Source organism: Longimicrobium sp. (genome assembly GCF_035474595.1).
In the GTDB taxonomy this organism is placed as follows: Bacteria; Gemmatimonadota; Gemmatimonadetes; order Longimicrobiales; family Longimicrobiaceae; genus Longimicrobium.
The window spans coordinates 26,988-52,158 of record NZ_DATIND010000038.1 but is presented as its reverse complement, the minus strand read 5'-3'; the positions used below and the strand labels follow the sequence as shown (position 1 = coordinate 52,158).

Annotated in this window: 25 protein-coding genes and 1 tRNA gene; 14 read left to right on the top strand and 12 right to left on the bottom strand. The window is 67.9% G+C overall.

Features of this window, described 5'->3' with window-relative positions; all coding sequences use genetic code 11:
* Positions 1-257: 257 nt before the first annotated feature.
* Entirely contained in the window at positions 258-794 is a 537-nt protein-coding gene (locus tag VLK66_RS06580) for a hypothetical protein (RefSeq protein ID WP_325308590.1), read from the bottom strand.
* Between the two features lie 207 nt (positions 795-1,001).
* On the opposite strand from VLK66_RS06580, the gene VLK66_RS06575 reads away from it, so the two are divergent.
* The 3 genes from VLK66_RS06575 (at position 1,002) to VLK66_RS06565 (ending at position 5,152) form a co-directional block, all read left to right on the top strand.
* On the top strand, positions 1,002-3,518 hold the full coding sequence (locus VLK66_RS06575) for a M14 family metallopeptidase (protein WP_325308589.1): 2,517 nt from the start codon (positions 1,002-1,004) through the stop codon (positions 3,516-3,518).
* A 388-nt stretch (positions 3,519-3,906) separates the two neighbouring features.
* Complete coding sequence (locus VLK66_RS06570; RefSeq protein ID WP_325308588.1) at positions 3,907-4,752, top strand: class I SAM-dependent methyltransferase; 846 nt, start codon at positions 3,907-3,909, stop codon at positions 4,750-4,752.
* A 37-nt stretch (positions 4,753-4,789) separates the two neighbouring features.
* On the top strand, positions 4,790-5,152 hold the full coding sequence (locus tag VLK66_RS06565) for a hypothetical protein (RefSeq protein WP_325308587.1): 363 nt from the start codon (positions 4,790-4,792) through the stop codon (positions 5,150-5,152).
* A gap of 154 nt (positions 5,153-5,306) precedes the next feature.
* Here VLK66_RS06565 and VLK66_RS06560 read toward each other — a convergent pair whose 3' ends face one another.
* A complete protein-coding gene (locus VLK66_RS06560) occupies positions 5,307-5,516 on the bottom strand; it encodes a hypothetical protein (RefSeq protein ID WP_325308586.1) in 210 nt (69 codons plus the stop codon).
* A 67-nt stretch (positions 5,517-5,583) separates the two neighbouring features.
* Positions 5,584-5,826, bottom strand: coding sequence for a hypothetical protein (locus tag VLK66_RS06555; protein WP_325308585.1), 243 nt, complete (start codon positions 5,824-5,826; stop codon positions 5,584-5,586).
* Between the two features lie 494 nt (positions 5,827-6,320).
* Between VLK66_RS06555 and clpB the strand changes: the two genes are divergently transcribed.
* Positions 6,321-8,966 carry an ATP-dependent chaperone ClpB gene (gene clpB / locus VLK66_RS06550; RefSeq protein WP_349260487.1) on the top strand — a complete coding sequence of 882 codons (2,646 nt, stop codon included), beginning with the start codon at positions 6,321-6,323 and terminating at the stop codon, positions 8,964-8,966.
* Positions 8,967-9,096: 130 nt separating this feature from the next.
* Here clpB and VLK66_RS06545 read toward each other — a convergent pair whose 3' ends face one another.
* The 4 genes from VLK66_RS06545 to VLK66_RS06530 form a co-directional block, all read right to left on the bottom strand.
* A complete protein-coding gene (locus VLK66_RS06545) occupies positions 9,097-9,381 on the bottom strand; it encodes a Txe/YoeB family addiction module toxin (protein ID WP_325308583.1) in 285 nt (94 codons plus the stop codon).
* A complete protein-coding gene (locus VLK66_RS06540) occupies positions 9,365-9,652 on the bottom strand; it encodes a type II toxin-antitoxin system prevent-host-death family antitoxin (protein ID WP_325308582.1) in 288 nt (95 codons plus the stop codon). The genes VLK66_RS06545 and VLK66_RS06540 overlap by 17 nt, the downstream gene beginning before the upstream one ends.
* A 208-nt stretch (positions 9,653-9,860) precedes the next feature.
* A complete protein-coding gene (locus VLK66_RS06535) occupies positions 9,861-10,658 on the bottom strand; it encodes a methyltransferase domain-containing protein (protein WP_325308581.1) in 798 nt (265 codons plus the stop codon).
* Between the two features lie 82 nt (positions 10,659-10,740).
* Entirely contained in the window at positions 10,741-11,223 is a 483-nt protein-coding gene (locus VLK66_RS06530) for a hypothetical protein (protein WP_325308580.1), read from the bottom strand.
* 213 nt (positions 11,224-11,436) lie between these two features.
* Between VLK66_RS06530 and VLK66_RS06525 the strand changes: the two genes are divergently transcribed.
* Positions 11,437-11,868 (top strand): hypothetical protein, encoded by a 432-nt coding sequence (locus VLK66_RS06525; protein WP_325308579.1) that lies wholly within the window; start codon positions 11,437-11,439, stop codon positions 11,866-11,868.
* Between the two features lie 78 nt (positions 11,869-11,946).
* Here the strand turns inward: VLK66_RS06525 and mce are convergent, their stop codons facing one another.
* Positions 11,947-12,360: a methylmalonyl-CoA epimerase gene (gene mce / locus VLK66_RS06520; RefSeq protein ID WP_325308578.1), complete on the bottom strand. Its 414-nt coding sequence runs from the start codon at positions 12,358-12,360 to the stop codon at positions 11,947-11,949.
* Between the two features lie 103 nt (positions 12,361-12,463).
* On the opposite strand from mce, the gene trxA reads away from it, so the two are divergent.
* The 7 genes from trxA (at position 12,464) to VLK66_RS06485 (ending at position 19,944) form a co-directional block, all read left to right on the top strand.
* Positions 12,464-12,808: a thioredoxin gene (gene trxA / locus VLK66_RS06515; RefSeq protein ID WP_325308577.1), complete on the top strand. Its 345-nt coding sequence runs from the start codon at positions 12,464-12,466 to the stop codon at positions 12,806-12,808.
* Between the two features lie 208 nt (positions 12,809-13,016).
* A complete protein-coding gene (locus VLK66_RS06510; protein WP_325308576.1) occupies positions 13,017-13,997 on the top strand; it encodes a hypothetical protein in 981 nt (326 codons plus the stop codon).
* Positions 13,998-14,378: 381 nt separating this feature from the next.
* Positions 14,379-15,221: a 16S rRNA (cytidine(1402)-2'-O)-methyltransferase gene (gene rsmI, locus VLK66_RS06505; RefSeq protein WP_325308575.1), complete on the top strand. Its 843-nt coding sequence runs from the start codon at positions 14,379-14,381 to the stop codon at positions 15,219-15,221.
* A gap of 68 nt (positions 15,222-15,289) precedes the next feature.
* On the top strand, positions 15,290-16,342 hold the full coding sequence (locus VLK66_RS06500) for a hypothetical protein (RefSeq protein ID WP_325308574.1): 1,053 nt from the start codon (positions 15,290-15,292) through the stop codon (positions 16,340-16,342).
* Positions 16,339-18,756 (top strand): hypothetical protein, encoded by a 2,418-nt coding sequence (locus VLK66_RS06495; RefSeq protein ID WP_325308573.1) that lies wholly within the window; start codon positions 16,339-16,341, stop codon positions 18,754-18,756. Before VLK66_RS06500 ends, VLK66_RS06495 begins: the two co-directional genes overlap by 4 nt.
* A 118-nt stretch (positions 18,757-18,874) precedes the next feature.
* Positions 18,875-19,291, top strand: a complete 417-nt coding sequence (locus tag VLK66_RS06490; protein ID WP_325308572.1) for a hypothetical protein — start codon at positions 18,875-18,877, stop codon at positions 19,289-19,291.
* 134 nt (positions 19,292-19,425) lie between these two features.
* Complete coding sequence (locus VLK66_RS06485; protein ID WP_325308571.1) at positions 19,426-19,944, top strand: DinB family protein; 519 nt, start codon at positions 19,426-19,428, stop codon at positions 19,942-19,944.
* Between the two features lie 113 nt (positions 19,945-20,057).
* On the opposite strand, the gene VLK66_RS06480 is transcribed toward VLK66_RS06485, so the two are convergent.
* Complete coding sequence (locus tag VLK66_RS06480) at positions 20,058-21,497, bottom strand: L,D-transpeptidase family protein (protein WP_325308570.1); 1,440 nt, start codon at positions 21,495-21,497, stop codon at positions 20,058-20,060.
* 327 nt (positions 21,498-21,824) lie between these two features.
* Positions 21,825-23,396, bottom strand: coding sequence for a L,D-transpeptidase family protein (locus tag VLK66_RS06475; RefSeq protein WP_325308569.1), 1,572 nt, complete (start codon positions 23,394-23,396; stop codon positions 21,825-21,827).
* A gap of 233 nt (positions 23,397-23,629) precedes the next feature.
* Here VLK66_RS06475 and VLK66_RS06470 point away from each other — a divergent pair.
* Positions 23,630-23,712 (top strand) — tRNA-Ser (locus VLK66_RS06470).
* Between the two features lie 84 nt (positions 23,713-23,796).
* Positions 23,797-24,348, top strand: coding sequence for a hypothetical protein (locus tag VLK66_RS06465; RefSeq protein WP_325308568.1), 552 nt, complete (start codon positions 23,797-23,799; stop codon positions 24,346-24,348).
* Between the two features lie 93 nt (positions 24,349-24,441).
* Here VLK66_RS06465 and VLK66_RS06460 read toward each other — a convergent pair whose 3' ends face one another.
* Positions 24,442-24,840 (bottom strand): transcriptional regulator, encoded by a 399-nt coding sequence (locus tag VLK66_RS06460; protein WP_325308567.1) that lies wholly within the window; start codon positions 24,838-24,840, stop codon positions 24,442-24,444.
* A complete protein-coding gene (locus tag VLK66_RS06455; RefSeq protein ID WP_325308566.1) occupies positions 24,840-25,142 on the bottom strand; it encodes a type II toxin-antitoxin system HigB family toxin in 303 nt (100 codons plus the stop codon). The genes VLK66_RS06460 and VLK66_RS06455 overlap by 1 nt, the downstream gene beginning before the upstream one ends.
* Positions 25,143-25,171: the final 29 nt, after the last annotated feature.

Genomic DNA, 25,171 nt, shown 5'->3' with positions numbered 1-25,171 from the left:
GAAGTGCGCCGGGGCGGATGCTCCGGCGCACTTCTCATCTCGGACCTGGCGATCACCTGTGCACCCAAACGCACAGAGAGACGTCATCCTGAGGCCGCCCACGCTGTCATTTCCCTCGCATGAGCGGTTGCAGGCCGAAGGATCCATGGGTGAGGTCGCACGTGCGCTGCCGGATTGCACGACGATCCCGAATTCGGTATCACGTCTCAATCGGGCGGGTGGTGCGGCTCCGGTCAGCCAACCCGGGCGACCGGCCGCTACTCGTCGAGCGTGTCGAGCGGGGCGGTGGAGGGGCGCACCAGGCGCGGCGGGGTCACCGGGAGCTTGGGCGGATGCGGGCGCTGCGGCTGGCGCGGCTGCCCGGCCGGCGTGTTCACCGTGGGCGGCGGCCCGGCCGGCGTGGCGGGGACCGGCTCCCCGGCGGGAACCGGCGTGGCGCCCGGTGGCTGGTTCGGCACGTGGGGATGCTCCGTCGTGGGGTGCTGCAGCGGGAACGAGCGGTCGTAGCGCTTCTGCACGCTGTCGGCGATCTCGCGCCATACGGTGGCCATGTACTCGGTGTTGCGCTGGTGCACGGTCACGAAGCGCCGCAGGTCCGCCTCGCTGACGCGGTGCTTCTTCAGCGCCGCCTCCCGCAGGCGGTCGCCGTTGGGCACGGTGTCGGGAACGGAGCGCAGGTCCGCGTTCGCCTGCACGAACTTCGTGCGGGAGATGGCGGTCGGCGCCTGCTTCTTTCCCGTGCACGCCGCCAGCGCGACGCAGAGCGCCGTGCCCGCCACGATCATCCCCCGCATCTGCTTCTCCCGTAACAAATTGGCATCTCCCCGGGCATCACCGCGCCGCCGGTCGGCGGAGGACGGTCCATTCCCCCGGCGCGGGTGAGGCTACCGGCGCTCCGGAGGCGTGTCAACCCGCGCGTTGCGCCCTTCCGGCGCCGTGCGTAGCTTCGTCCCCTTCACCCCGCGGCGCCCGAAAAGGTTTCCTCCACCGCATTAAACCGCATGCCACCACGCACTTTCCCCCGCGCCGCGGCGCTCGCGCTGGCGCTGCTGCCCGCGCTCGCCGCCGCGCAGCAGGTGCCCTCGCCCGCGCAGGTGCTGGGCTACGACCTGGGCGAGCGCTTCACCCCGTACGCCGGGGTGCAGCAGTACGCCAGGGCGCTGGCCGCCGCCGCGCCCGACCGCGTGCGCTACCTCGCGTACGGGCAGACCTACGAGGGGCGCGAGCTCTTCCAGCTGGTCATCGCCCGGCCCGACGTTCTCGCCCGGCTGGACCAGGTGCTCGCGGCCAACGCGGAGCTCACGCGGCCCGAGACGAGCGCCCAGCGCGCGCAGCAGGTCGCATCCTCCAACCCCGCCGTGGTCTACTTCAGCTACGGCGTGCACGGCAACGAGAGCTCGTCCAGCGAGGCGGCGCTGTGGACCGCGTACGACCTGGCCCGCGGCGCCTCCGAGGTGCGCGGCGTGCTGGACTCGTTGGTGGTGGTCATCGACCCCGTGACCAACCCCGACGGGCGCGACCGCTACGTGAACTGGTACCGCGGCGTGCGCGGGGCGCGGCCCAACCCCGATCCGCAGGCGCGCGAGCACCGCGAGCCGTGGCCCGGCGGGCGCTACAACCACTACCTGTTCGACCTGAACCGCGACTGGAGCTGGGCCACGCAGGCCGAGACCCGCGCGCGGCTGGCCACCTGGTGGCGGTGGAACCCGCAGGTGCACGTGGACTTCCACGAGATGTTCTTCAACTCCAGCTACTTCTTCTTTCCGGCCACCGCGCCGGTGAACCCCATCTACCCGCCGTACATCCTGCAGTGGGGGAAGCGCTTCGGCGACGCCAACGCGCGGGCGTTCGACCAGCACGGGTGGGACTACTACACGGGCGAGGAGTTCGACCTGTTCTATCCCGGCTACGGCGACAGCTGGCCCAGCCTGACCGGGGCGATCGGGATGACGTACGAGCAGGCCGGCCACGGCGCCGCCGGCCAGGCGGTGGAGCGGGAAGATGGAGATACGCTGACGCTGAAGGAGCGCGCGCTGCACCACTGGACCAGCGGCGAGGCCACGCTGCGCGCCGCGATGGCGGGGAAGACGCAGCTGCTGGCCGACTACGCCAGCGCCGCGCGGACGGCGGGCGTGAACGAGCAGGACTTCCTGCTGGTGCCGGGGACGGACCCCTCGCGCATCCAGGCCCTGGTCGACCACCTGCGGCGCCAGGGGATCGAGGTGGAGCGCGCCACCGCCGGCTTCGGCGCGCGGGCCACGCCGCTGGCGGGCTTCACCGCGCGCGGCCAGTTCCCCGCGGGCACCTACCGCGTCCGCGCGCGGCAGCGGATGGGCCGTCTCGCCGTCACCCTGCTGCAGCAGGAAACGCCGCTGCGCGCCAACTTCTCGTACGACATCAGCGCCTGGTCGCTCCCCTACGCCTACGGCGTGTCGGCGTACCGGGCCGCCGCGGCGCCGGGCGGGAGCTGGGCCTCCGTCCCCGCGCCGTCGGAGGGGACCGCGGCCACGCAGGCGCCCGCGCCGGCCTACGGCTACCTGGTGGCCCCGGGCGAGGCGGGGAGCGCCGCGGTGATGCGCTTCCTGGACGTGGGCGGCCGCGCGCGCGTGCTCACCAAGCCCGCGACCTTCGGCGGGCGGCGCTGGCCGGCGGGCACGTGGTTCATTCCCGCGCGGGGGAACGACTCGCTGCAGGCGCGGGCCACGCGCGCCGGGCTGGGCGGGCTGGTCGCCGTCGCCTCCACCGGCCACAGCGAGGAGGGGATCGACCTGGGGAGCGAGAACGTGCTGAACGTGAAGCGCCCGCGCGTGGCCGTGCTTTCCGGCGACGGCGTGGACCCCGGCTCGTTCGGCGCGTTCTGGTTCATGCTCGACCAGCAGCTGGGGATGCGCTTCGACGCCATCGACGGCGCCGACCTGGGGCGCGCGGACCTGACGCGGTACGACGTGATCGTCATCCCCGACGCCGCGCCGCGCGCCATCCGCGGGGCGGACGACGCGCTGAAGCAGTTCATGCAGCGCGGCGGCCGCCTGATCGCCGTGGCCGGCGGCGCGGAAGCCGCGGCGGGGCTGGCGGAGATCAAGGTGCGCGAGCCGGCCAAGGACAGCTCCAGCGCGCGGTCGCGCTTCCTGGCCGGGCGCGAGGAGCGCGAGCGGCAGGAGTGGAGGCAGGAGGTCCCCGGCGCCATCTTCTCCGTCACCCTGGACCCCGCGCACCCGCTGGCCTTCGGCGCGGGGCTGGACGACCGCCCCGGGCAGACCTTCGTGCTGCACATGGGGACGACCGTGTTCGAGCCGGGCGAGGGGATCGAGACGGTGGCCTACTTCGGACAGGCGCCGCAGCGCCTCTCGGGCGTCATCTCGCCCGAGAACGTGCGGCGGCTGGGGCAGGGAGGATGGCTGGTGACCAGGCAGATGGGGCGCGGGAGCATCATCCTCTTCGCCGACGACCCGCTCTTCCGCCTCTTCTGGCGCTCCGCCCAGCCGCTCCTGCTGAACGCGATCCTGCTCGGGCCCTGATCGACCGCGGCACCGAAACGAGCGCCCCGCCGGCCCAGTTCCGGCGGGGCGCTCGTCTTCTACCCAATCGGGGAATTCAGTTCGCGCATCCCTGGCCGCATCGACCCGGCCGTCGTCCCGAGTCGTCCCCGCGCTAACGCGCGTTCAGGGAGGATGAAAGGATGCGCCCTGGCCGCCGACGAGCCGAACAGCCTCGCGCAGTTTGCGAGGCTTTCCGTGGTTGTTGATGCGACGCTGCGACTGATTCAGTCGCCGGTGAGGAGGGCCGGTTCGCGCACCCGATCGTCTCCCTTGACGCGGCGGACGTCCGCAACGCTCTCTTGTATCCGCGCTTCACGCCGGTCGGGCGGTCCCCATCATCGGATCACCATTGCCGCGGGAGAGGTCGATGCTGAAGCGGGCTTTCGATGCGGCGCTCGCCATTTCCCCCGCCGCCAAACGGGCGATGATCGGCCTGCTGTACCGCATCCTGTCGCGCGTGGACCGTGACGCCGACATGGTGTTCATGAACTACGGCTTCGCGGTGCCGGGGACGAACGGCGGCGGGCTGGCGCTGCGCGACGAGGACGAGGCCGACCGCTACTGCATCCAGCTCTACCATCACCTGGCGGGGGAGATCGAGCTGGTGGGGAAGGACGTGCTGGAGGTGGGCTCGGGGCGGGGCGGCGGCGCGTCGTACATCGCCCGCTACCTGGGGCCGCGCTCGTACGTGGGGGTGGACCGCTGTGCCGCCGCGGTGGAGTTCTGCGCGCGCCACCACGCCGTCCCCCGCCTCGCCTTCCGCGCGGGCGATGCCGAGGCGCTCCCGTTCCCCGACGCCAGCTTCGACGTGGTGCTGAACGTGGAGTCGTCGCACGGCTACGGCTCGATGGAGCGCTTCCTGGGCGAAGTGCGGCGGGTGCTGCGCCCCCGCGGGCACTTCCTCTACACCGACCACCGCGGCCCGCACCAGCTGGACGAGTGGCGCGCGCAGATCCGCGGCTCGGGGCTGGACGTGCTGCGGGAGACGGAGATCACCCCCAACGTGCTGGAGGCGCTGGACCGCGACGACGACCGCAAGCGCCGCCTGATCGAGCAGAAGTGCCCCCGCTGGTTCCGCGACTCGTTCCACGAGTTCGCGGCGATGAAGGGCTCGGCGGCCTACGCGCGCTTCCGCACCGGCCGCACGCGCTACCTCAGCTTCGTTCTCCGCAAGCCGGACGGCGGAGCGGGAGATGGAACCGCATCCGGCTGAGCCCCGGATTCCGCGAAGAAATAGAGAGGCTGATGCCATGAGCACCGGTTGGGGACTTGCCCCGCTCACCCGGGCCGACGTCGAGCAGCTGTACGAGCCGGAGATGGAGGAGGCGCAGGACGCGCTGAACGAGTGCCTTCTCCTGCTTCACGAGCTGTTCGCGCGGTACACCGGGGTGCGCTTCAACACCCAGTTCCAGGATGAGGAGGAGGCCCTGCGCTCGCTGCACGACTCCCTGGCTCCCCTGCGTGACGTGCATCCGTTCTGGCCGCGGATGGCGCAGGACATCGACGCATACTGGCGGCTGCGCGCCGGGTGGAGAAGGAGGGTTCCACACCGTTCCTGCGACACGGCGCGCAGCAGGCCGCCGACGAGCTGCTCGAGCAGTGGACGCTGCTGACCAGCTATCCGGGGATGGTGCGCGCGACCGGGGCCCTGGTGCAGCCGGAATACAGGCCCGCCGCAACCGCGCGCCAGTAGAGCGCGCTGCCGGGCCATCCTTCCGAGAGCCCCCGCCGCGAACCGGGCGGCGGGGGCTTCGTTCATGGTGGCGATCAGAAGCAGCGGCACGCGCCGGTGCGCGGATCCCAGCTGGAGTGGGCCTTGCCGGTCGAGGTGCAGTAGGCGGTGCACTCCTCGGCGGTGTCGGTGATGATGGCCCTGGCCGAGCGCGGATGCGCGGTCGCCGTCGCGGCGCCGAACCCGAGCGCCGTGCAGACGCCCACGCCGAACAGCACGTTCCGGATGCGAGCGGACCTGGTCATGGTGCCTCCCTCCTCGGGGTGAAGCGCGCCGCCCGCCTCTCGGGCGGCGCCCGGCGACGTCAGCGCCTCACAGCTTCTGGCAGGTGCAGCAGTGCGACGCGGTGTCGCAGACGGGGATCAGGCCGTTGGACAGCCGGTTGCAGATCTTGCGGCAGTCCGACGTCGAGTTGCACGAGCCCTGCGCGGTGGGGTCGGCGCACGCCTGCATGGGTGCGGTGTCCGCCAGCGCCGCGCGGGCGCCGAACGCGAGCGAGGCCGCCGTCAGCGCGGCCATGGCGAGATTACGGAACACGCCGGATGTCGTTCGCATCGCACTCCTCCATTCGGTCGGTGGATACTGGGCGAGCGGCGGAACGCGATGCATCCGCGTCGAGCCTGCGCGTCTTTTGCGTCCTGGCGGGTATCACTCTACATCGGGAGATCCCCGCGAGCAAGCCGATCGCCGGTTCTGATCAGGCAATCGACTTCCGATCAGGCAATCGGCTGTGCACTCCTCGACCGGGCGAACGGCGGGGCATCACACGGAGGGAACGGAGGAAACGGAGGGTGGCAGTTCTCCGGTGAGACTCCTTCCATTCTCCTTTCGTCCACGAACCATCGCTCCGCGCCGGGTGCCCGCGCATTCGGCGGGGAAACTGACGATTTGGCAAGCTTTTCCGGGCACGAAAGTTTCCCTTCCCCCGGGCAGCGACGCCCGGCCGCGCTCGCCCATGCGGCGGCGCGGAACGCGGAACCCCGCGGTTCCGCCCGGTATCCGGGCGCAAGGTAGATCCCGAGAATTCAATCACTTACGGAGACCCGATGATCAATCCCGATCGTCTGACTGTCAAATCGGCCGAATCGCTGCAGGACGCGATGAGCCGCGCCCAGCGCGCCGGCAACCCGCAGATCGAGGATCTGCATCTTCTCCAGTCGCTGCTGGAGCAGGAGGAGGGGATCATCGTTCCCATCCTGCAGAAGGTGGGCGTGAACGTCACCCGGCTGCGCAGCGAGGCCGACGCGGCCGCCGCGCGGCTGCCGAAGCAGAGCGGGGCCACGCCGCACATCTCGCGCGAGCTGAACGCGGTGCTGGACCAGGCCGAGAAGGACGCGCGCGAGCTGAAGGACGAGTATGTGTCCACCGAGCACTTCCTGCTGGGGCTGGCCGAGAAGGGGTTCAGCGCGGCCGGGCTGCTGAAGGCGCAGGGCGCCAGCCGCAAGACGCTGCTCGAGGCGCTGGAGCAGGTGCGCGGCCCGCACACCGTGACCGACCAGAACCCCGAGGAGAAGTTCCAGGCGCTGCAGCGCTTCTCCACCGACCTCACCGAGCGCGCGCGCCGCGGCAAGCTGGACCCGGTCATCGGCCGCGACGAGGAGATCCGCCGCGTCATCCAGGTGCTGTCGCGCCGCACCAAGAACAACCCGGTGCTGATCGGCGAGCCGGGGGTGGGGAAGACGGCCATCGTGGAGGGGCTGGCCCAGCGCATCGTGAACGGCGACGTCCCCGAGGGGCTGCGCGACAAGACGCTCATCTCCCTCGACATCACCGCCATGCTGGCGGGCGCCAAGTACCGCGGCGAGTTCGAGGAGCGCCTGAAGGCGGTGCTGAAGGAGCTCACCAGCAGCAACGGGCAGTTCATCGTGTTCATCGACGAGCTGCACACCATCGTGGGCGCCGGGAAGACCGAGGGCTCGCCCGACGCGGGGAACATGCTGAAGCCGGCGCTGGCCCGCGGCGAGCTGCGGGTGGTGGGGGCGACGACGCTGGACGAGTACCGCGAGAACATCGAGAAGGACGCCGCGCTGGAGCGCCGCTTCCAGCCCGTGTTCGTGGGCGAGCCCAGCGTGGAAGACACCATCGCCATCCTGCGCGGGCTGAAGGAGCGCTACGAGGTGCACCACGGCGTGCGCATCACCGACAACGCCATCGTGGCCGCCGCCACCCTCTCCAACCGCTACATCGGCGACCGCTTCCTTCCCGACAAGGCCATCGACCTGATCGACGAGTCGGCCAGCAAGCTGCGCATCGAGATCGACAGCATGCCGCAGGAGATCGACGAGGTGGAGCGCCGCATCATGCAGCTCGAGATCGAGCGGCAGGCGCTGGGACGCGAGCAGGACGCCGAGTCCAGGGAGCGGCTGCAGCGGCTGGAGGAGGAGCTGGCCAACCTGCGCGAGAAGAGCAGCGGGATGAAGGCGCAGTGGCAGAGCGAGAAGCAGGCGATCCAGGAGATCCGCGGGAAGAAGGAGCGCCTGGACGAGCTGAAGGTGGAGCTGGACCGCGCCCAGCGCACGGGTGACCTGGAGCGCGCCGCGCAGATCCAGTACGGCGAGATCCCCGCGCTGCAGAAGGAGATCGCCGGCAGCGACCAGCACCTGGCCGAGCTGCAGGCGCGCAGCAAGTTCCTGAAGGAGGAGGTCGACGCCGACGACATCGCCGAGGTGGTGGCGCGGTGGACGGGGATCCCCGTCTCGCGGATGCTGCAGAGCGACCGCGAGCGGCTGGCGCACCTGGACCGGCACCTGAACGAGCGGGTGATCGGGCAGCCGGAGGCGACGGAGGCCGTGGCCAACGCCGTGCGCCGCTCGCGCGCGGGGATGCAGGACCCCAACCGCCCCATCGGCTCGTTCATCTTCCTGGGCCCCACGGGCGTGGGAAAGACCGAGACGGCGCGGGCGCTGGCCGAGTTCCTCTTCGACAGCGACGAGGCCATGGTGCGCATCGACATGTCGGAGTACATGGAGAAGCACGCCGTGAGCCGGCTGATCGGCGCGCCGCCGGGGTACGTGGGCTACGAGGAGGGCGGCCAGCTGACCGAGGCGGTGCGCCGGCGCCCCTACAGCGTGATCCTGTTCGACGAGATCGAGAAGGCGCACCCCGACGTGTTCAACGTGCTGCTGCAGATCCTGGACGATGGGCGGGTGACCGACAGCCAGGGGCGCGCGGTGAACTTCCGCAACACGGTCATCATCATGACCAGCAACATCGGCGGCTCCATGATCCTGGAGTACGCCGAGCGGATGGGCGAGCCCGGCGTGCGAGAGGAGGTGGAGGCCCTGGTGCTGGGGGAGATGCGGCGCCACTTCCGCCCCGAGTTCCTGAACCGGGTGGACGAGGTCATCGTGTTCAAGCCGCTGGACCGCGAGGAGCTGAAGCGGATCGTGGAGCTGCAGCTGAAGCGGCTGGAGACGCTGCTCTCCGAGCGGAAGATGTCGCTGCGCCTGACCGACGCGGCCAAGGCGCTGATCGCGGAGGAGGGGTACGACCCGGCCTACGGCGCCCGCCCGCTGAAGCGCTCCATCCAGCGGCTGGTGCAGAACCCGCTGGCGGTCCGCGTGCTGGAGGGCGAGTTCGAGGACGGCGACACCATCGTGGTGGACCGCGAGCCCGGCTCCATGCAGCTCTCCTTCCGCGCCGACAACCCCGCCGCCGCCCCCGCCGAGGAGGCGGAGGTGCCGGCGGGCGTGTGAGGGTGGGAGACGAGAAGTTCAGGGGCAACCGTATCGACGAGAGCCGCCCCCGTGCCGCGAGGCACGGGAGCGGCTCTTCGGTTGCGGCACGGGAGAAAGGTTGTACGGCAGCCGATTGTGGGACCGGCGGTCAGTAGTGATAGCGGGCCTGGAGGAAATCGATGCGGTCGCGACTCACGAGATAAACCAGCCGGTGCTCCTGGGAGAGCCGGCGCGACCATGTGCAGGGCGCCAGGTACTTCAGCGGCTCGGGCTTCCCGATCCCGGAGAACGGATCCCGCAGCACTGCCTCCACAAGATCGAGGCAGCGTAGCGCGAGCTTGCGATCCGTTTCCACCCAGAACCGCAGGTCCTCGCGGAACTCTGGCTGGAAAACGGCTTCTCGTTTCGTTCTCTGGTCAGCCCCGCTGCTCAAGACCAAGTTCCGCGCGGAGGTCGTCGAGGTGCTGTGGGGTCTCGGTCCGTGCGCGAGCGCGCTGGAGTGCCGTGAGGAGCCGCTCCGCATTCCGCGGAGAGCGCAGCAGGTGAGCCGTCTCGAGGAGACTCTCCAGCTCATCCGCGGCGATCAGCGCAACGTCTTCCGCACCGCGGCGCCGAATCAGCACGATTTCGCGGTCCTCGACGGTGGAATCGAGGAGCTTCGCGAGGTTCGCGCGTGCAGCTGTGTAGGTGATTTCGATCGCCATCGCGGCTCCTGAGTAGTTGTACAGAAGTACAGTACAGGAAGCTGCGTGAGGAGTCAAGGCGATGAAACCCGACGCGGGGTTCACCTGCATTGGGCGCGCGGCTGGAGCGATGCGTGGCGGGATGCTGCGCGCTGGAAGGCCACGAAGACACGGGAGGACGAACGACGCGGGCCGGGAGGTGATCCGTGCCCTCCAGCGGCGCCCACGATCAACCCCGTGGCTTGCGTCCACGGACGGAGATCATCGGCGGCTGGGAGAGATCCAGCGTACCCGCTTGCACGTTGTCGAGGTGCCGCTCGATTTCGTCGTCGGTTGCAATGCCGTGGGTCACCAGATCGTTCCGGATCATCCCGATCGTGGCGATCTCCAGTGGGATGCATTCCGGGAAGGCGATGGGGAAATAAGCCTCGGCGGCCATGTCCAGCATGCCGGCCTCACGAAACATCCGGGGCAGCTTCCGGCCGAAGGACAGGTCCGCTCCCCGGCCGGACAACAGGGTCCTGAATCCCACCCTGATCCGGTTGGCCAGCTCCTGTTCGGGGCCGTAGACATCGATGCAGCTCAAGGGCTGCAGTGCCGGATCGGCGTCCTCGACCACCAGCCAGCCGCCCGGCTTCAGCGCGGAGATCATGTTCCGGAACGCGCGCTCCCGCTCGGGGACGTGGACCAGGACAAGGCGAGCGTGAACCAGATCGAACGATTCACCGGGCGGGGGATCGAGGGCCACGTCGTGATTGCGTATTTCCACGTTGCCGGCCGCCGCCTCCTTGGTCCAGGTGGGGTCGATATCGGTCGCCAAAACGTATCCGGTATCTCCGACCCGCTCCGCGATGGCTTGGACCAGGGTGGGTCCTCCCGCACCCACTTCCCAGCAGCGCCACCCGCGAGCCATGCCGCAAGCATCGAACTGCCGGAGCGTGCCCGGATCGAAGAGCGCCGACAGTGCGGCGAAGCGCTGCGCTGCTTCCGTCTTGCGGTTTACCAGCAGGTAGTCCGTATCGGACATCCATTCCTCGATCGATGCGCATTTGCCTTCCTGACCGCGGAGCCCGGCTCGGAACAGAGTCTCGGATGGCTCGGCGTCGCGTTCACGCACCTGGTATGGCGCCAGGGCGGCTGCCGCACCAAGGCCAGAGCCGGTGCACCGGCTCCGGCCTGGTGCGGTGGAGATCGCACACGGCGCGTCGCTGCTGCTCGGTAAGGACCGCTTCCACGGCTTTCGCCGCGCGGAAGTGGTTCGCCCGCGCTTCGGGTCCCGAGGGTGCAACCGTGCCGCGCTTGAACGTCGTGCCCAGCACGCTCGTCGACATCACCATTCCGGTTTGCGTCAGCCTTGCGTTCTCGGCACTCCACCGCTGCTGGATGGAGTCCAGCGCGACCACCTGCTCGGAGGTGAGCGAGAGTCGCGCACGCTCTCCGATCAATGCGAGAATCGGCGGGGGCAGGGCTTCTCGCTGCTCGCGGCTCTCGCCCGTGGCCGGCGAAGGCGAAACTTCGGCAGGCGGAGCTGCCTGATGCTTGCATCCCCCGGCGAATGCGAGTAGAGCAAGGAGAATGGTGCCTGTGCGCATGACACTATCCTTGTACGGGACGCCTGACGGCACAAGGGTCAGGGGTGCAGGGCCGGTGCGCAAGCATTTCGTCGGCGAAAGCATGGACGGCCCCGCAGGCGAGCCGTTCAGCTTGACACCGCGAGTGCGCGGCGCCAACATTCGCGGACCGCCAACACACGCCGAATTCCCTTGCCACACCCGGAGGTCCGCTTGCGCTCCTGGCGAATCCGTTTGCTCGCTTTCGCGCTGCTCGCCGGCGCCGCCGCCTGCGGGGGCACCGGCCGCATGGCCGCGCCCTCGGGCATGGCGCCCGCCGCCGCGCCGGCGCAGGTCGTCGAGCAGTTCATGCGGCTGGCCGGCGCCAACGACTACACGCGCATGGGCTACCTCTTCGGCACGCGCGAGGGGGCCATCACCACCCGCGACCCGGAGCAGCAGGTGGAGCGCCGGATGTACGCCATCGCCAACATCCTCAAGAACGAGCGCTTCGTGATCCGCGGCGAGCAGCCGATCCCCGGCCGCGGCCCCGACGCCGAGCAGCTCACCGTGCAGCTGACGCAGAACGGACGCACCGTCGACGTGCCGTTCGTCGTAGTCCGCACCGCCGCGGGCGGATGGCTGGTGGAGCAGGTCGACCTCGAGGCGGTCACGAAGTCGCAGTAGGGATTTCGTAAGATGGAGAACGATGGGCGCCGCACGGCGAGTGGTCGTGCGGCGCCCATCTGCGTTCGCGGAATGCCTTCAGTGCCCCGCCGCCAGCTCCAGCAATTCCACCAGCACGCCGCCCGTCGACTTCGGGTGTATGAACGCCACCATGTGGCCCGCCGCGCCCGGACGCGGCTGCTCGTCGATGAGCTGCGCGCCCTGCGCACGGTAGCGGTCCAGCTCTTCTTGCACGCTGGGGACGCGGTAGCACAGATGGTGCATCCCCGGCCCGCGCTTCGCGAGGAACTTGGCCACGCCCGAATCCTCGCGGGTGGGGGCGAGCAGCTCCAGACGGCCGTCGCCGGTGCCCAGGAACACCACCTCGACGCCCTGCTGCTCCACGACCTCGCGGCCGTACCCCTTGCCCCCCGTGATAGATTCGAACAGGGGAAGCGATTCGTCCAGCGAGCGCACCGCGATTCCAACGTGGTCCAGCGGCCGGGCGTCCATCCGGTCTTCTCCGTGCAGGTGGTGGCGGGGTAGAGAGATACACGTGGCCGGACAAGCTAGCCCGCGACGGGCGGCGCGGCCACCACAGAAGAGGAAAGAGCCAATGGCCGACAGCGCGAACGTGGTCGAAGTGACCGACCAGAACTTCCAGGACATCACCGGCAGCTCGAACCTGAGCATGGTCGACTTCTGGGCCGTGTGGTGCGGGCCCTGCCGCGCCGTTGCGCCCATCGTGGAGCAGCTGGCCGACGAGTACAGCGGGCAGGTGACCGTGGGAAAGATGGACGTGGACAACAACCCGCGGGTGCCGGCGCAGTTCAACGTCCGCTCCATTCCCACCATCCTGTTCTTCAAGGACGGGAACGTGGTGGACCAGGTCATCGGCGCGGTGCCCCGCCCGGTGCTGGAGAACAAGATCAGGCAGCACCTGAACGGCGCCGCGGCGTAGCCGTTCCGGATGCACGGGCGGGCCGGGAGCATGCCTCCCGGCCCGCCGCATTTTGCGGGAACGTCCGTTGTCCTGCACGCCCGCGGATTCGCCGCCCGCGGGATGCGTGTTGCGGCGCAAGCACTTGCGCGCGGGCACGTTAGTTGTACCCGCGGTCTGCGTTTCCGTCTCCACTCCCCCGAACCGCGCGCGCCGGCCCACCCACGGGATGAGCTACCAGTTTCCGTTCGACACCGCGTTCCTTCCGCGCACCAAGCTCTCGTACGTCAACCTCCCCGGCATCCTGAGCGACGGGAAGCGCGACCGGTCCGGCCGCGTTTCCGGCTATGTCTCCATCCAGCTGGGCGAGCGCTGCTTCCTGGTGTTCATGCGCAACGGCGAGCCGTTCCACTCGGCGCGCCTGCAGCCCGGCTCGCGCGGCCCGGCGGCGCTGAGCGAGGTGCTGCGGCTGGTGGGAACCGAGATCGAGCGCGGCGAGGGCGGGCAGATCGGCTACTTCGGCACTGGCGAGGCGCAGCTGCAGGCCATGCTCGCCACGCTGCTGCAGGAGCCGGTCGTGTTCGCCGATCCGCTGGACCCGTCGCGCCCGGAGATGCTCTTCCCGTTCCTGCGCGAGCGCCGGTTCAGCGGGGTCATCGAGCTGGTGGACGGGTGCCGCTTCCACTACGTGCACTTCGAGGACGGCGCCTACCGCGCGGGGTGGTTCAGCGACCGCGACCCGTCGGTCCCCGCCGCCGAGTTCCTGCGCACGGTGTTCACCACGGCCGGGCCGGGGCTGCGCTGCACGCTCTACCCCGCGTTCGCGGAGATGCCGGTGCAGGCGGGGCCGGGGTTCGTGGACCTCTACCGCCGCATCATCGGCGGGGTGATGCGCGAGCTGTCGCAGGCCACCGGGCGCGACACGGCCATGGGAATCGTGCGCCGGGCGCAGCAGGTGGCCGCCGCGGCGCACCCGTGCGTGGGCGCCTTCAACGTGACCGACGAAGGGCGCATCTCCGGCGACCCGGTGGACTCGCCGGCGGGGCTCACCGACGGCGTGGCGGCGTGGGTCACCGAGGTGCTGATCACCGCGTCGGACCACCACGGCGTGGACCCCGCGGCGATCGTGGAGCGCACCGCCCGCGACAGCCGCTTCGTGCTGGCCGAGCACGGCTTCTTCACCCGCCTCCCCTGGGCGCTGGCGCTCTGACCCGCCGCGCCCCAATCTCTCCCTCCTGACGGACCGGCGGCTCGATTCCCCGACGCTGGCGCGCGCCCTGCACGCCGGCCGGATGGCGTTGCCGGGAGCCGAAGGGCCGCCGGAGGGCCGCCGGAGGGCGAATGAATTCGCGGCAACAACGGCCCGAAGTCCGCCTTCGCGGACTCGCGGGCGGGCATGGGTGCGTCAAAAGGGAATCTGGAACTCGGACAATCTCGACCGACGCCCGCGGACGTCGTTCCGAGCCGAACAGCCTCACGCAGTTTGCGGGGCTTCCCGTAGTTGTTGCTGCGGCTTCAGCCGCCGGTGATGAAGCCGGATCGGCTCACAAATGGGGATGAAGATGGGGGAGAGGGCGTGAGCGATCGGGAGATGCCCGTAGGGCTGTACGTGGTGAGCACGCCGATCGGCAACCTGGGCGACATCACCCTGCGCGCCGCCGAGGTGCTGCGCGCGGCGGACGTGGTGCTGGCCGAGGATACGCGCCGCACTTCCATCCTCCTGCGCCACCTGGACATCCACACGCGCCTGGTTTCCGCGCACGAGCACAACGAGGCGGCGCGCGCGGGCACCGTTGTCGCCATGCTGCGCGAGGGGAAGCGCGTGGCGCTGGTCAGCGACGCGGGGACGCCGCTCCTCTCCGACCCCGGCGCGCGCATCGTCCGCGAGGTGGTGGACGCGGGCTTCCCCGTCGTTCCCATCCCCGGCGCGTCGGCGCTGCTGGCGGCGCTGGTGGCGTCGGGGATCGAGGCCGACACCTTCGCCTTCCTCGGCTTTCCGCCGCGCAAGGGGCCCGAGCGCGCGGAGCTGCTGGAGGAGGTCGCGTCCAGTCCGCGCGCGTCGGTGCTCTACGAATCTCCCAACCGCGTGGCGAAGCTGCTGGAGGACCTGGCCGGGTCGTGCGGCCCGGCGCGGCGAGTGGCCGTCGCCCGCGAGCTGACCAAGCTGCACGAGGAGATGGTGCGCGGCACGCTGGCCGAGGCCGCCGCGCACTTCGCCGCGGGCGAGGTGCTGGGCGAGATCGTGGTGGTGGTCGCCGGCCGCCCCCGCGACGAGCAGGCCGAGGACGAGGTCGATGCGCTGGCCGCGCGCTCCATCGCCGAGGCGCTGCTGGCGCAGGGGCAGCCGCCCAGCGCGGTGGCGAAGGAGCTGCGCCGCCGCCTGGGGATCGCGCGCAACGACGCCTACCGCATCGCCCAGGAAGCCGCGGGGTAAGATTGACAAATTTTTCAACAAGTGGTATCTCACGTTCATAGTAAGTGCGCTTCCCTGGAAACACATAGGTGATCATGGAGATTCGCGTTTCAGGAGAAAGTTGGAACATAGACATCGCAAATGTTCTCGCAGCGCGACCTCCACGCATCCGTCTAGTACTTAGTGGTCCCATAAAAGCAGATGTTCTCGACGTCATGGTGTTGTATACGGCGCTGTCGGGGTTTGCGGATATTGTTGAGGTAGAGCGATTGCCGGATTCGCGGTTCTACGTCGCAGAGCGATCCTACACTGAGTCAGCATTCAACCCGTTATTTATTCGTGGTGAGGATCGTGTTGCCGAGGTTTCCTTCGCCGCTCCCCACTACGTGACACGGGGCGTGATCTGTACGGCTGCCGAGGCAGTCCTTTCGGCGAGCTTTGATACCTTTAGAGCTAATGTCGCCAAGCTCCTCCGCCATGCTGAGATTCCCATTCCTGAGAACTTGCTCGGCTTGGTAACTCGTCTCGCGTTTGAGACAGTTCTCAATGCGGAGGAGCATGGGTCAGCCCGCGTCGGACCGGCAGCTATCCGACCATTGGTTCCGCGTTTACTTGGAATAGTCCATCATAAGAGCACCCTATCTTACTTAAGTGGTAACGTCGCAAGATACGTAGAGAAATATCTTAACCACTTCTCGCGACCAGAAGGCGGATGGTTGGAAGTGGTCGTGGCGGACGGTGGAATGGGCGTCGCATACCCTGGCTACTTTGTGGTCTCGGCTCGGAATGGCGTAGGCGAAAATTTGTATGTTCAGCCCTATTCATTCGAAAGAATGCGTCTTGAGAAGGCATTGCAGCGAGGCGCCTCCACAAAAGGAAAATGGGGGCGTCAGATCAGCACACAAACGCGGCCGGGCATGGGAATGGAGATCATCCGACAGCAGTTTGGGGAGGCCCGTGCCTTTGCGAATCTCCGCTCTGGTCGAGCACGCGTGCAATCGATGTACTCCGACACGCTCGGTAGTGAACATTGGGATTCTTCGCCTAAATATTTAGTTAGTAACGAACCGGACGTGTGCTACTACGGCACTGCTTGGCAGCTGTTAATTCCTATCACGACACGCTACGAGCTCTCCCTATGACCGATACACTGCAACTCCCCGCGTGGTACTACTGCAGAGCCCGACCGGGTTTTGGCGTTCGGACGTTTCGAAGAGATCTGCCGTTTTCACCCGATGATTTTACGTGCTCTTTGATTGATCTTTGGTACACCGCAGAGGTGGTCAGCGACTCCCCGGCAAAGCTGCTTCTTGATCTTCCGTACGAAGTATTAGATGTGGATTTGCTAGTGCTTCGTGGACCGGTTCCAACGCACGTAGAGTTAGAAGGCGGCATTCTAAGCGAATACCTGAATCAGAGGACGAGTCGTAAAATCGGGCTTGCGGTACTTGAATTTGCGCGAAGTGAAGGCAGGCCGCTTCCGCCCCGATTAGACATCTTAGTCGAACCCGAGAAGGACGTCCCGGCCGACGTGCTGCGCACGTTGCGGGAAGTAGAACTTCGCGCGCAACTAGACTGGACCGGAGCTATTGTTTCTCCCCCGAATGCGCATTTTGAGCTACCCGCAGGTACTCATGCTAATACCTTCATCCGTGTTGCCGACTGTTTAAATGAAACCGCTGCAATAGCGCGGATCGCCGATTGGCTCACTCATGAGCTAACCGAGAACACCGTTATCATTGGCGATACTTGGACGATTATGCCGCTCCTCCAAGAACTCGCCTTCAGAGGGGAAGCGCTGAATGGCAAGAGGCCTCACATCCTAGCTTTTCAGTCCTACCCGTTTGTGTCGCATGTCGAACAACTGCTCGCGCGTGTGCCCCCAACAATCTCGAGTGAGACTGATGCAACTGTGCTGTTCATTATGAGCGTCGTTTCGACTGGATCACTGGCGAAAGGATTTCAAGAATTCGCTCCGCGAATTCTCGGTCGGCGTGCCAGAGTTCTCCCGGTCGCGCTGGTGGATACCCGTGAAGAATCGGAGCCGACATCCCTCGTTCATTTCCCCAACGTCGTTCGTTTTAATGTGCCGCGCGGTGAATTATGCGAGTTTTGCAGAGATACTGCGAAGCGTCCCATTGTGAGAATACATCCACGAACATACTCTCCCGTGATCGAAGGGACGATCCAGCCACAGATGCTTCGGCCTGAATATGCGTTGGCTCACCGCCGTTTTTGGGAGGTCGCGAGTGAACAGGAGGCTATTCAGGTTCATAAAGACGATGACTCCACAGGGGAACGTCGCCACCTGCCCGTGGCAATTGATGTCGCACGCCTTCTAAAAGACCGTGATTTCCGGCGCTCAATGATTTCGAAGTTGCGGACGCACAGTCCTCTATGCGATCTAATCGTTGTTCCGGAGCACCCGTCAACCCCGGCATTGTTGGATTTGGCCGAAATCGCCTACCACAAGCCGAGCGTTGTTAAACTACCTCGCCCGAGAATCTCGGCGGAATCGAACGACGACTATCTCGTGTACGCGAACCGTGCGCATACCGAATTAGAGGAGAAACTGGCCGGTGTCGAACACATACTGATATTAGACGATGTTGTTATTCATGGTCGGAGTATACGTGCGATCCATCGACTACTTCAGGATACCATCACAAAAATGAAAGCCGCGCGTCCGCTCGACGAGTATCAAATTCATGCATTCGTCATCGTTGGCAGACCCCCCACCGCAACGCGCTGGGACCGGTTGCTAGCATCTCTTAGACAAACAGATGAAGGTGTACATCTTGGTGCCGGGGAAGTGGTCTACCTATCAGATGATCCTCACCGATGCCCATGGTGTGAAGAGCTTTCAATCCTTCGTCGTGTCGTCAGTGAGCTTTCGGACGATTCAGCAAGGAAAAGGTTAATGCGCTTGGTTCCGCTAGATGCATTTCAACTCGAATCCGTACTCAGCCTCGTCCAAACTAGAATCGGTATACTTCAGCCGTTGCAGCATGAGGCAGAGAGTGGCCTTTCGTCCTCACTCTTCCTGTGTGGCTCAGATGGCTCTATTACGTCCAGGGAGGCTGAATGTCTGTCGCCGCACAGCCTATTTGGAGAGCGGCTGAAGGAACCTGCTGCATATGCTGCTGTTGCGACAGCCCTACAAGAAATTAGAGTGACACGGGCAAAGGAATTCGGTGCGAACTACGCTTGGCAAGTACCTAAAATTCTCACAGCCTATCACGACCCGCTGCTTAGTGCTTCTTTTCTCCGAGCTACATTTTCGGAGGAGATCGCTCTAAGCGAGAGCGGTCGCGAATTTGATGACGCACTCGCTGAAATCAGTTTCTCTTCAACGCATTCTGATTTTCGTCAGAGCCCTGTCCTTGTCGCGGAACTGCAGTGGGCGCTTGTCACGGAAAAGCTCCCGCCGGCGTTCTCGGAACGAGTACAAGAGCGGATACAGCCCGTGATTGATCAAATCGGTGACCCCCTGCGTTCGATGCTCGCCGTCGTGCGCGAGATCTATGCGCCTGGGTTTCACACGAAGGAAGCCTGACCTATCGGCTGGCGCAGGGGCAGCCGCCCAGCGCGGTGGCGAAGGAGCTGCGCCGCCGCCTGGGGATCGCGCGCAACGACGCCTACCGCATCGCCCAGGAAGCCGCGGGGGAGGGAGGATGAGCATGCTGGACCAGCTCCGCCGCCCCTCGAACGGCGATTCGCCCGGATGGCTGGAGATGCGGCTGGACAGGGCCGACAAGCTGATCGACCTCGCCTGGCCGGTGGCGGCGCTCTGGGGCACGGTGCGCGTGATCTCGTTCATCTGGATCGCCCGCTTCAGCGACGACGAGGAGCTCGCCTGGCTCCTCGATCCCCTCCTCATCCTCCTGCTGGCGTACGGGCTGTACCGCCGGAGCCGCGTCTGCGCGGTGCTGCTCCTCGTCTACGTGGTGGTGGAGCTCTGGGTGGCCTATCACACGCGCCCCGTCGCCTCCGGCGTGGGGCCGGCGCTGCTGCTGGGCGTCGCCTTCGTGGCGGGGATCCGCGGCACCTTCGCCTATCACCGCGAGCAGGCGGAGGCGCCGCGGCCGTAGCGGATCGGATTCGCGGCTCCGGATCGATCTCCATCTCCCCTCCCTTTCGTCTCCCGTTCGGCTTGACGCGGTTCCGCGCGGGTGCCACGATGCAGCCCGAGAGCTGTCTCCCATCACCCGCAGCCGAACGAGCCATGACCGACACCGCCGCCGCCCCGTCCGCGCGTCCCCTCGCGTTCAACGACCTGGAGCCCGAGCTGGCGAACACCCGCCGCGCGCTGGAGCAGGTTCCCGACGAGCACTGGGACTGGAAGCCGCACGAGAAGTCGATGACCCTGGGCCGCATCGCCTCGCACATCGCCGAGCTGCCGCACCTGGCCATCATCGCGCTGACGCGCGACGAGTTCGACGTGGCGGACCCCCGCGACGCGCCCAAGCCCACGAACCGCGAGGAGCTGCTGCGCGCCTTCGACCAGGCCGCCGCGTCGCTGGTGGCCACGGTGAACGCCGTGCCCGCCGAGGGGTGGAAGCAGACCTGGTCGCTGAAGGCGCAGGGCCGCACCTTCCTGACCATGACGCGCGCCGCGGCGCTCCGCGCCATGGGGATCAGCCACTCGATCCACCACCGCGGCCAGCTCACCGTCTACCTGCGCCTCCTCGACGTCCCCGTCCCCGGCCTCTACGGCCCCTCGGCCGACGAGAAGTTCGGCTGATCGTCCCCGCGCGGCGGGGCATCGGCCGCCAGCAAACGACAGGGGGACACGGAGATCCAAATCTCCGTGTCCCCCCCGCGCCGTTTTCGTGAAGCGCCGGGTCTCTCACCCGGTCACGGCCGCGCGGTGCCGCTCCCGCTCTTCGAGCTGTCGCTTCCGCCGGAGCGGCCGCCGCGGGCACCGCTGCCGGAGCGCGAGCCGGACGGCGTGCCGTGGGCGCCGGCCTTCGGCTCGCCCGAGGCGGCGGACGCGGCGCTGTCCGCCTTCGTCCCCTGCCCCTGAGCCGCGGCGCCGCGCGCTCCGCCGCCGTTCGTCATTCCCGCGTCGCCGTACGCCTGGCCCGACGAGCGGCCCTGGATGTCGCGGAAGTGCACCGGCGTTCCCTCGCGCACGTGGTGCGACAGGAACTGCGCGTCCCAGTTGGTCAGCCGCACGCAGCCGGACGAGGTCGCGTAGCCGATCGTCTCCGGCTTGTTGGTGCCGTGGATGCCGTAATGCGGCGCCGACAGGGCCATCCACACCGCGCCCACGCGGTTGTTGGGCCCGCCGGGAACCATCGCCTCGTGCGCCGTGTCGGAGGCCGTGGCGATCAGCTCCGGCTGGTAGTGCCATGCCGGGTTCTGGGTCACGCTGGTCACGCGGAAGCTGCCGCTGGGCGACGGGTCGTACGTTGCCCCCAGCGTGCTGGGGAAGTGGTAGAGGATCTTCCCGCTCGCGTCCTGCGCCTGCACGTAGCTGCCGCGGCCCGACACGATGATCTGCGCCACCTGCCCGCCGCCGCCCGCGCCCGCGTCGCGCACCAGCGGCGCGTTCACCGCCTGCCCCGCCTGCAGGTGGTCCAGGTCCACACCCGGGTTCAGCCGCTTCAGCAGGTCGGGCGCGGCGTGGAACATCTCCCCCAGCTTCTCGGTGAGGTTGTTGTAGCACGAGCACTCGAGCTTGGCTTGCGCCTGCACGTTCTCGGGGATGGTGATGAACGGCCCCTTCACGTCGTCCGCGGTCAGCCGGTGCTGGACCACGAGGTCCTTCGGCGAGCCGGCCGCGCGGGCGAGCGCCTGGAAGGTGGCGCTGTCCACCCGCGCCGTGGGGGGAAGGCCGTGCGACTGCTGGAAGAAGTACACGGCCTTGGCGGTGTTCTTCCCGTAGTGCCCGTCCATCTCGCCGGGAGAGAAGAGCGCGCGGTCCAGCAGCACCTGCACCCGCAGCACCGACGGCCCGGCCACCTCTCCGAAGAGCGGGAGGAACATCGGCCCGTTGTTCACCCGGTCGGCGGTGATCTGCTCCACTTTCTCGGGGTTGCGGATGGGCCTTCCCGCGCCGGTGGTGTCGAGCTGCACCACCTGCGTCCAGTCGGTGGCGTAGCGCCCCTGCTCGATCTGCTGCGGCGTAAGGTCGGGCTCGTCGGCCGGCTGCAGGTCCGCGGCACTCGGCTGGGCGGCCTGCGCGGTGCCGCGCTCGGCGGGCGGCGCCTGCTTCTCGCCGGTCTTGTCCTCCACCGTGCACCCCGCGGCCAGGGCCAGCCCCGCCAGCGCCGCGACCAGGATCTTCTTCATGAGATTCGCCTTCGTTTCGTTGGACCAACCGTGTACGTGCGGCGGCCACGAAGGCAGGTTTCGGGCCGGAGGGGTGGAAAGTACGAGAGTACGGGAGTACGAAGTATGGAAGCGGGATGAAGTTACGTCCGTCCGTACCGGCTCGGAGCCCGATTCCCGAGCCGGAGGTGGGGGAGTGCTCGAACTCCGCGCAGGCGGAGTGTGTGCCGTTGTAGCCGCGACTTCAGTCGCATTTTCGGTATCCTCGTCCCCAGATTCCCGGGTCAATGAAGAAGCGGCCCCCGATCACTCGGGAGCCGCTTCTTTCCTCGGTGCCGCGGATGGCGCTTACGGCTTTGCCGCGCTGTCGGCGCGCACGGGCGCGGGAGACGTCGGCGCCGGAGCCGGCGTCGACGTGGGCGCTGCCGCTGCAGGTTGCGTCGTTGCCGGAGCCGGTGCGGGCGCCTGCGTCTGCGGCGCGGCCGGCGGGGTGGCGGGCTGCGACGGCGCGCTGTCCGGCCTCGCGGGGGCGGTGCGCGACGAGTCGCGGCGCGTGCTGTCGCCGGCCGCGGGCTTCGCGGCCGCCGCACGGGCGCTGTCCGCGCGCACGCCGGCCAGCGGCGGGCGAGCCTGCGCGGGCGCGGAGGGCTGGCGCGCGGCCGCACTCGCCTGCGCCGGCTGCTGCGCGCGCGTGCGGGTGCCGCGGAACACCACCGGCGTTCCCGCGGTGATGCGGCGGGCCAGGTACAGCGCGTCCCAGTTGGTCAGCCGCACGCACCCGGCCGACACCGCGTACCCGATCGTCTCCGGGCTCTTGGTGCCGTGGATCCCGTAGTGCCCGGCCGAGAGCGTCATCCACACCTTCCCCACGGCGCTGTTCGGCCCCGGCGGGATCTGGGCGTCGGGCGCGTCCTCGTGGCCGTGGTGCAGGATGGCGGGCTGGTAGTGCCACCAGGGGTTCTCCGTCACCTGCAGCACGTGGAAGCTTCCCTCGGGCGACGGGTCGTACGACGAGCCCAGCGTGGTGGGGAAGTGGTAGAGGATGCGCCCGCCGGCGTCCAGCGCCTGCAGGTAGTGGTCGGAGCCGGAGATGACCAGGGTGGAGATGAGCCCCGCCGGCGCGGCGGCCGCGTCGCGGACGTTGGGCACCCAGATGGCGTCGCCCGCCTTCAGCCGGTTGAGCGCCACGCCGCGGTTCAGCTGCTGGAGCAGCTCGGCGCGCGAGTGGTAGAGCTCGGTCAGCTTCTCGGTCAGCGACTCGTAGCACAGGCAGTCCAGCCGCGCCTGCTCGTAGATGTTTCCCGGTAGCTCGCGGAAGGGCCCGCGCACCTCGTCGGCCGTCAGCACATGGCGGACGACGATCTCGCGCGGGCGGCCGGCCACCTGCTCCAGCCGCGCGAAGGTGGCGCTGTCCACCACGCCGGTGGGCGTCAGCCCCTCGCGCGCCTGGAACCAGTAGACGGAGACCGAGGTGTTCTTCCCCCAGCTCCCGTCCATCATCCCCGGCGAGAAGAGCGCGCGGTCCAGCAGCACCTGCACGCGCAGCACCGACGGCCCGCGCAGCCGCGCGCCCACGGGAAAGAGCTGGCGCCCGCCGTTCACCGCTTCGGGGGTCATCTGCGCCAGCGTCTCGCCGTTCGGCTTCTGCGGCGACTCGTCCAGCGCGGTGGCCGGGGCCAGCGCAGGCCGCACCGCCGGGCGGCGCACCAGCGCCGCCGGCCGGGCCACGGGTTGCCCGGCGGCGTTCACCCGCGACGCGGGCGGGCGCGCCCGCACCGCGGGAAGCTGCAGGATCCCGGGCGTGCCCGCCTGCCGGGCGGGTCCGGGGGCCTGCGCCTGCGCGTGCGTGGACAGGCCCGCGAGGGCCAGGATGCACGCCAGCGCCGGCGCCGCGAGTGCGGCACGTGGTCGGTCGATCATCTGATGTTTCGCGAGAATGCGTTTCGTGGACTGCCGATGCGGGTGCTGCAGGGTGGTCCGGCGCAGCGAAAGATAGCGTCCGCGCGCGCGGGAGCAATGGTGGCGTAAGAGATCTGCGCGACAGGGAGATACGTTTCGGCCCGCCGCGGCGGGAGGGATGCCGCCCGGGTGCTCGCGATCCGCGCCGCGGCGGGTTTGAGAAGCGCGGGGGAGACATTATCTTTGGCGCGCCTGGAGGGATGGCAGAGTGGTTGAATGCACCGGTCTTGAAAACCGGCGGCCGCAAGGCTCGTGGGTTCGAATCCCACTCCCTCCGCTCGATCGCTCTCGCGAGGAGCGCCGGCGCACGTGCCCGGCGCTCCTCGCTTCATCCCCATCTTCCTGACGGAGTCGTGCTGCCGTGAACGTAGGCCTGAACCTGCTTCGCTCGCGCATTCCCACCCTTCCCGAAAGCCCGGACGAGGTCGCGCGGCTGCTGGAGGAGCGCGGCTTCCGCGTTTCCCGCGTCGTCCCGCTGGCCGAGCTGCTGCGCCCCATCGTGGTGGGCCGCGTGGAGAGCGTGGCGCAGCACCCCAACGCCGACCGGCTGAAGGTGTGCGTGGTGGACGACGGCACCGGGCAGCGCCTGCAGATCGTCACCGGCGCGGACAACGTGCAGGCGGAGGCGTTCTACCCGCTGATCCGCAGCGGCGTGACCCTGCCGGACGGGCGCAAGATCAAGCGCGGCAAGCTCCGCGGCGAGGTCTCGGAGGGGATGCTGGGGTCGGCGGACGAGCTGGAGCTGGGCACCGACCACGCCGGCCTCCTCACCCTCCCGCACGGCTTCGCCCCCGGCACCCCGCTGGTCGACGTCATCCCCACCCCCGGCGTGGTGTTCGTGCTGGAGGGCAACGCGGAGATCGGCGAGGTGGTGGAGAAGCTGGGCGGGCCGGCAGTTGAGGCTCACGGCTAGAACTGATCTGTCCCGGTTCCTTGAGCGTTCGCGAGTACAAAGGCCCACACCGGCATTCGGTGTGGGCCTTTTAGAAGCTACGGGATTCTGTTCCTAGCGGTCGGATGCAGTGCTTTCGCGAGCAGGAGGGAGGATCTCTTGAATCAGAACGTCAGCGCGGAGATCGAGCTCCCTGGACAGCCGCCGGATCATTGGCAAGGTCAGAGCTCGTTTCCGGGAAAGCACTTCCGATACCCTGCCACGCGAACCGATCATAGGCTCGAGGTCGCGAGGCCGGAGGTGTTTCTGCTCCATCCGTATCCGAATGGCTTCGATCGGATCTGGAGCAGCGATCGCCCAATGTCGCGCCTCATAGGCCTCGACAAGCGTTACAAGTACGTCGAATCGGTCGCCATCCGGTGTACCGGGAACGGCGTCCATCAGGACACTGACCTCAGCCAGCGCCGCATCGTAGTCGGCCTCCGTACGGATCGGTCGTACCTTCACGTCCATTAGATCGTCTCCGCGTCAATCGCGTCGTACTCGTCGTGGGTGCCAACAAACCGAATATACACGACTCTAAAGCGATAGTTGATCTGTACGACCAGCCTGAACTTGTTTCCCCCGATGTTGAACACCACTCGATTGTTCCTCAGGATGCTGGCATCGCCGTAAGTGGCCTTTACGTCGGCGGGAGTTGCCCAGTCTTTGCCTTCTGACGTGCTGTGCCAGACCTGAAGCGGGGTCATGGCCTCAGCTCCCCTCGGATGCGTCGCCCAGAACTCGCGCAGCGTGCGCTTCGAGATGATCCGCATGGATGATGAATCTATAGTGTTCCCGCCTT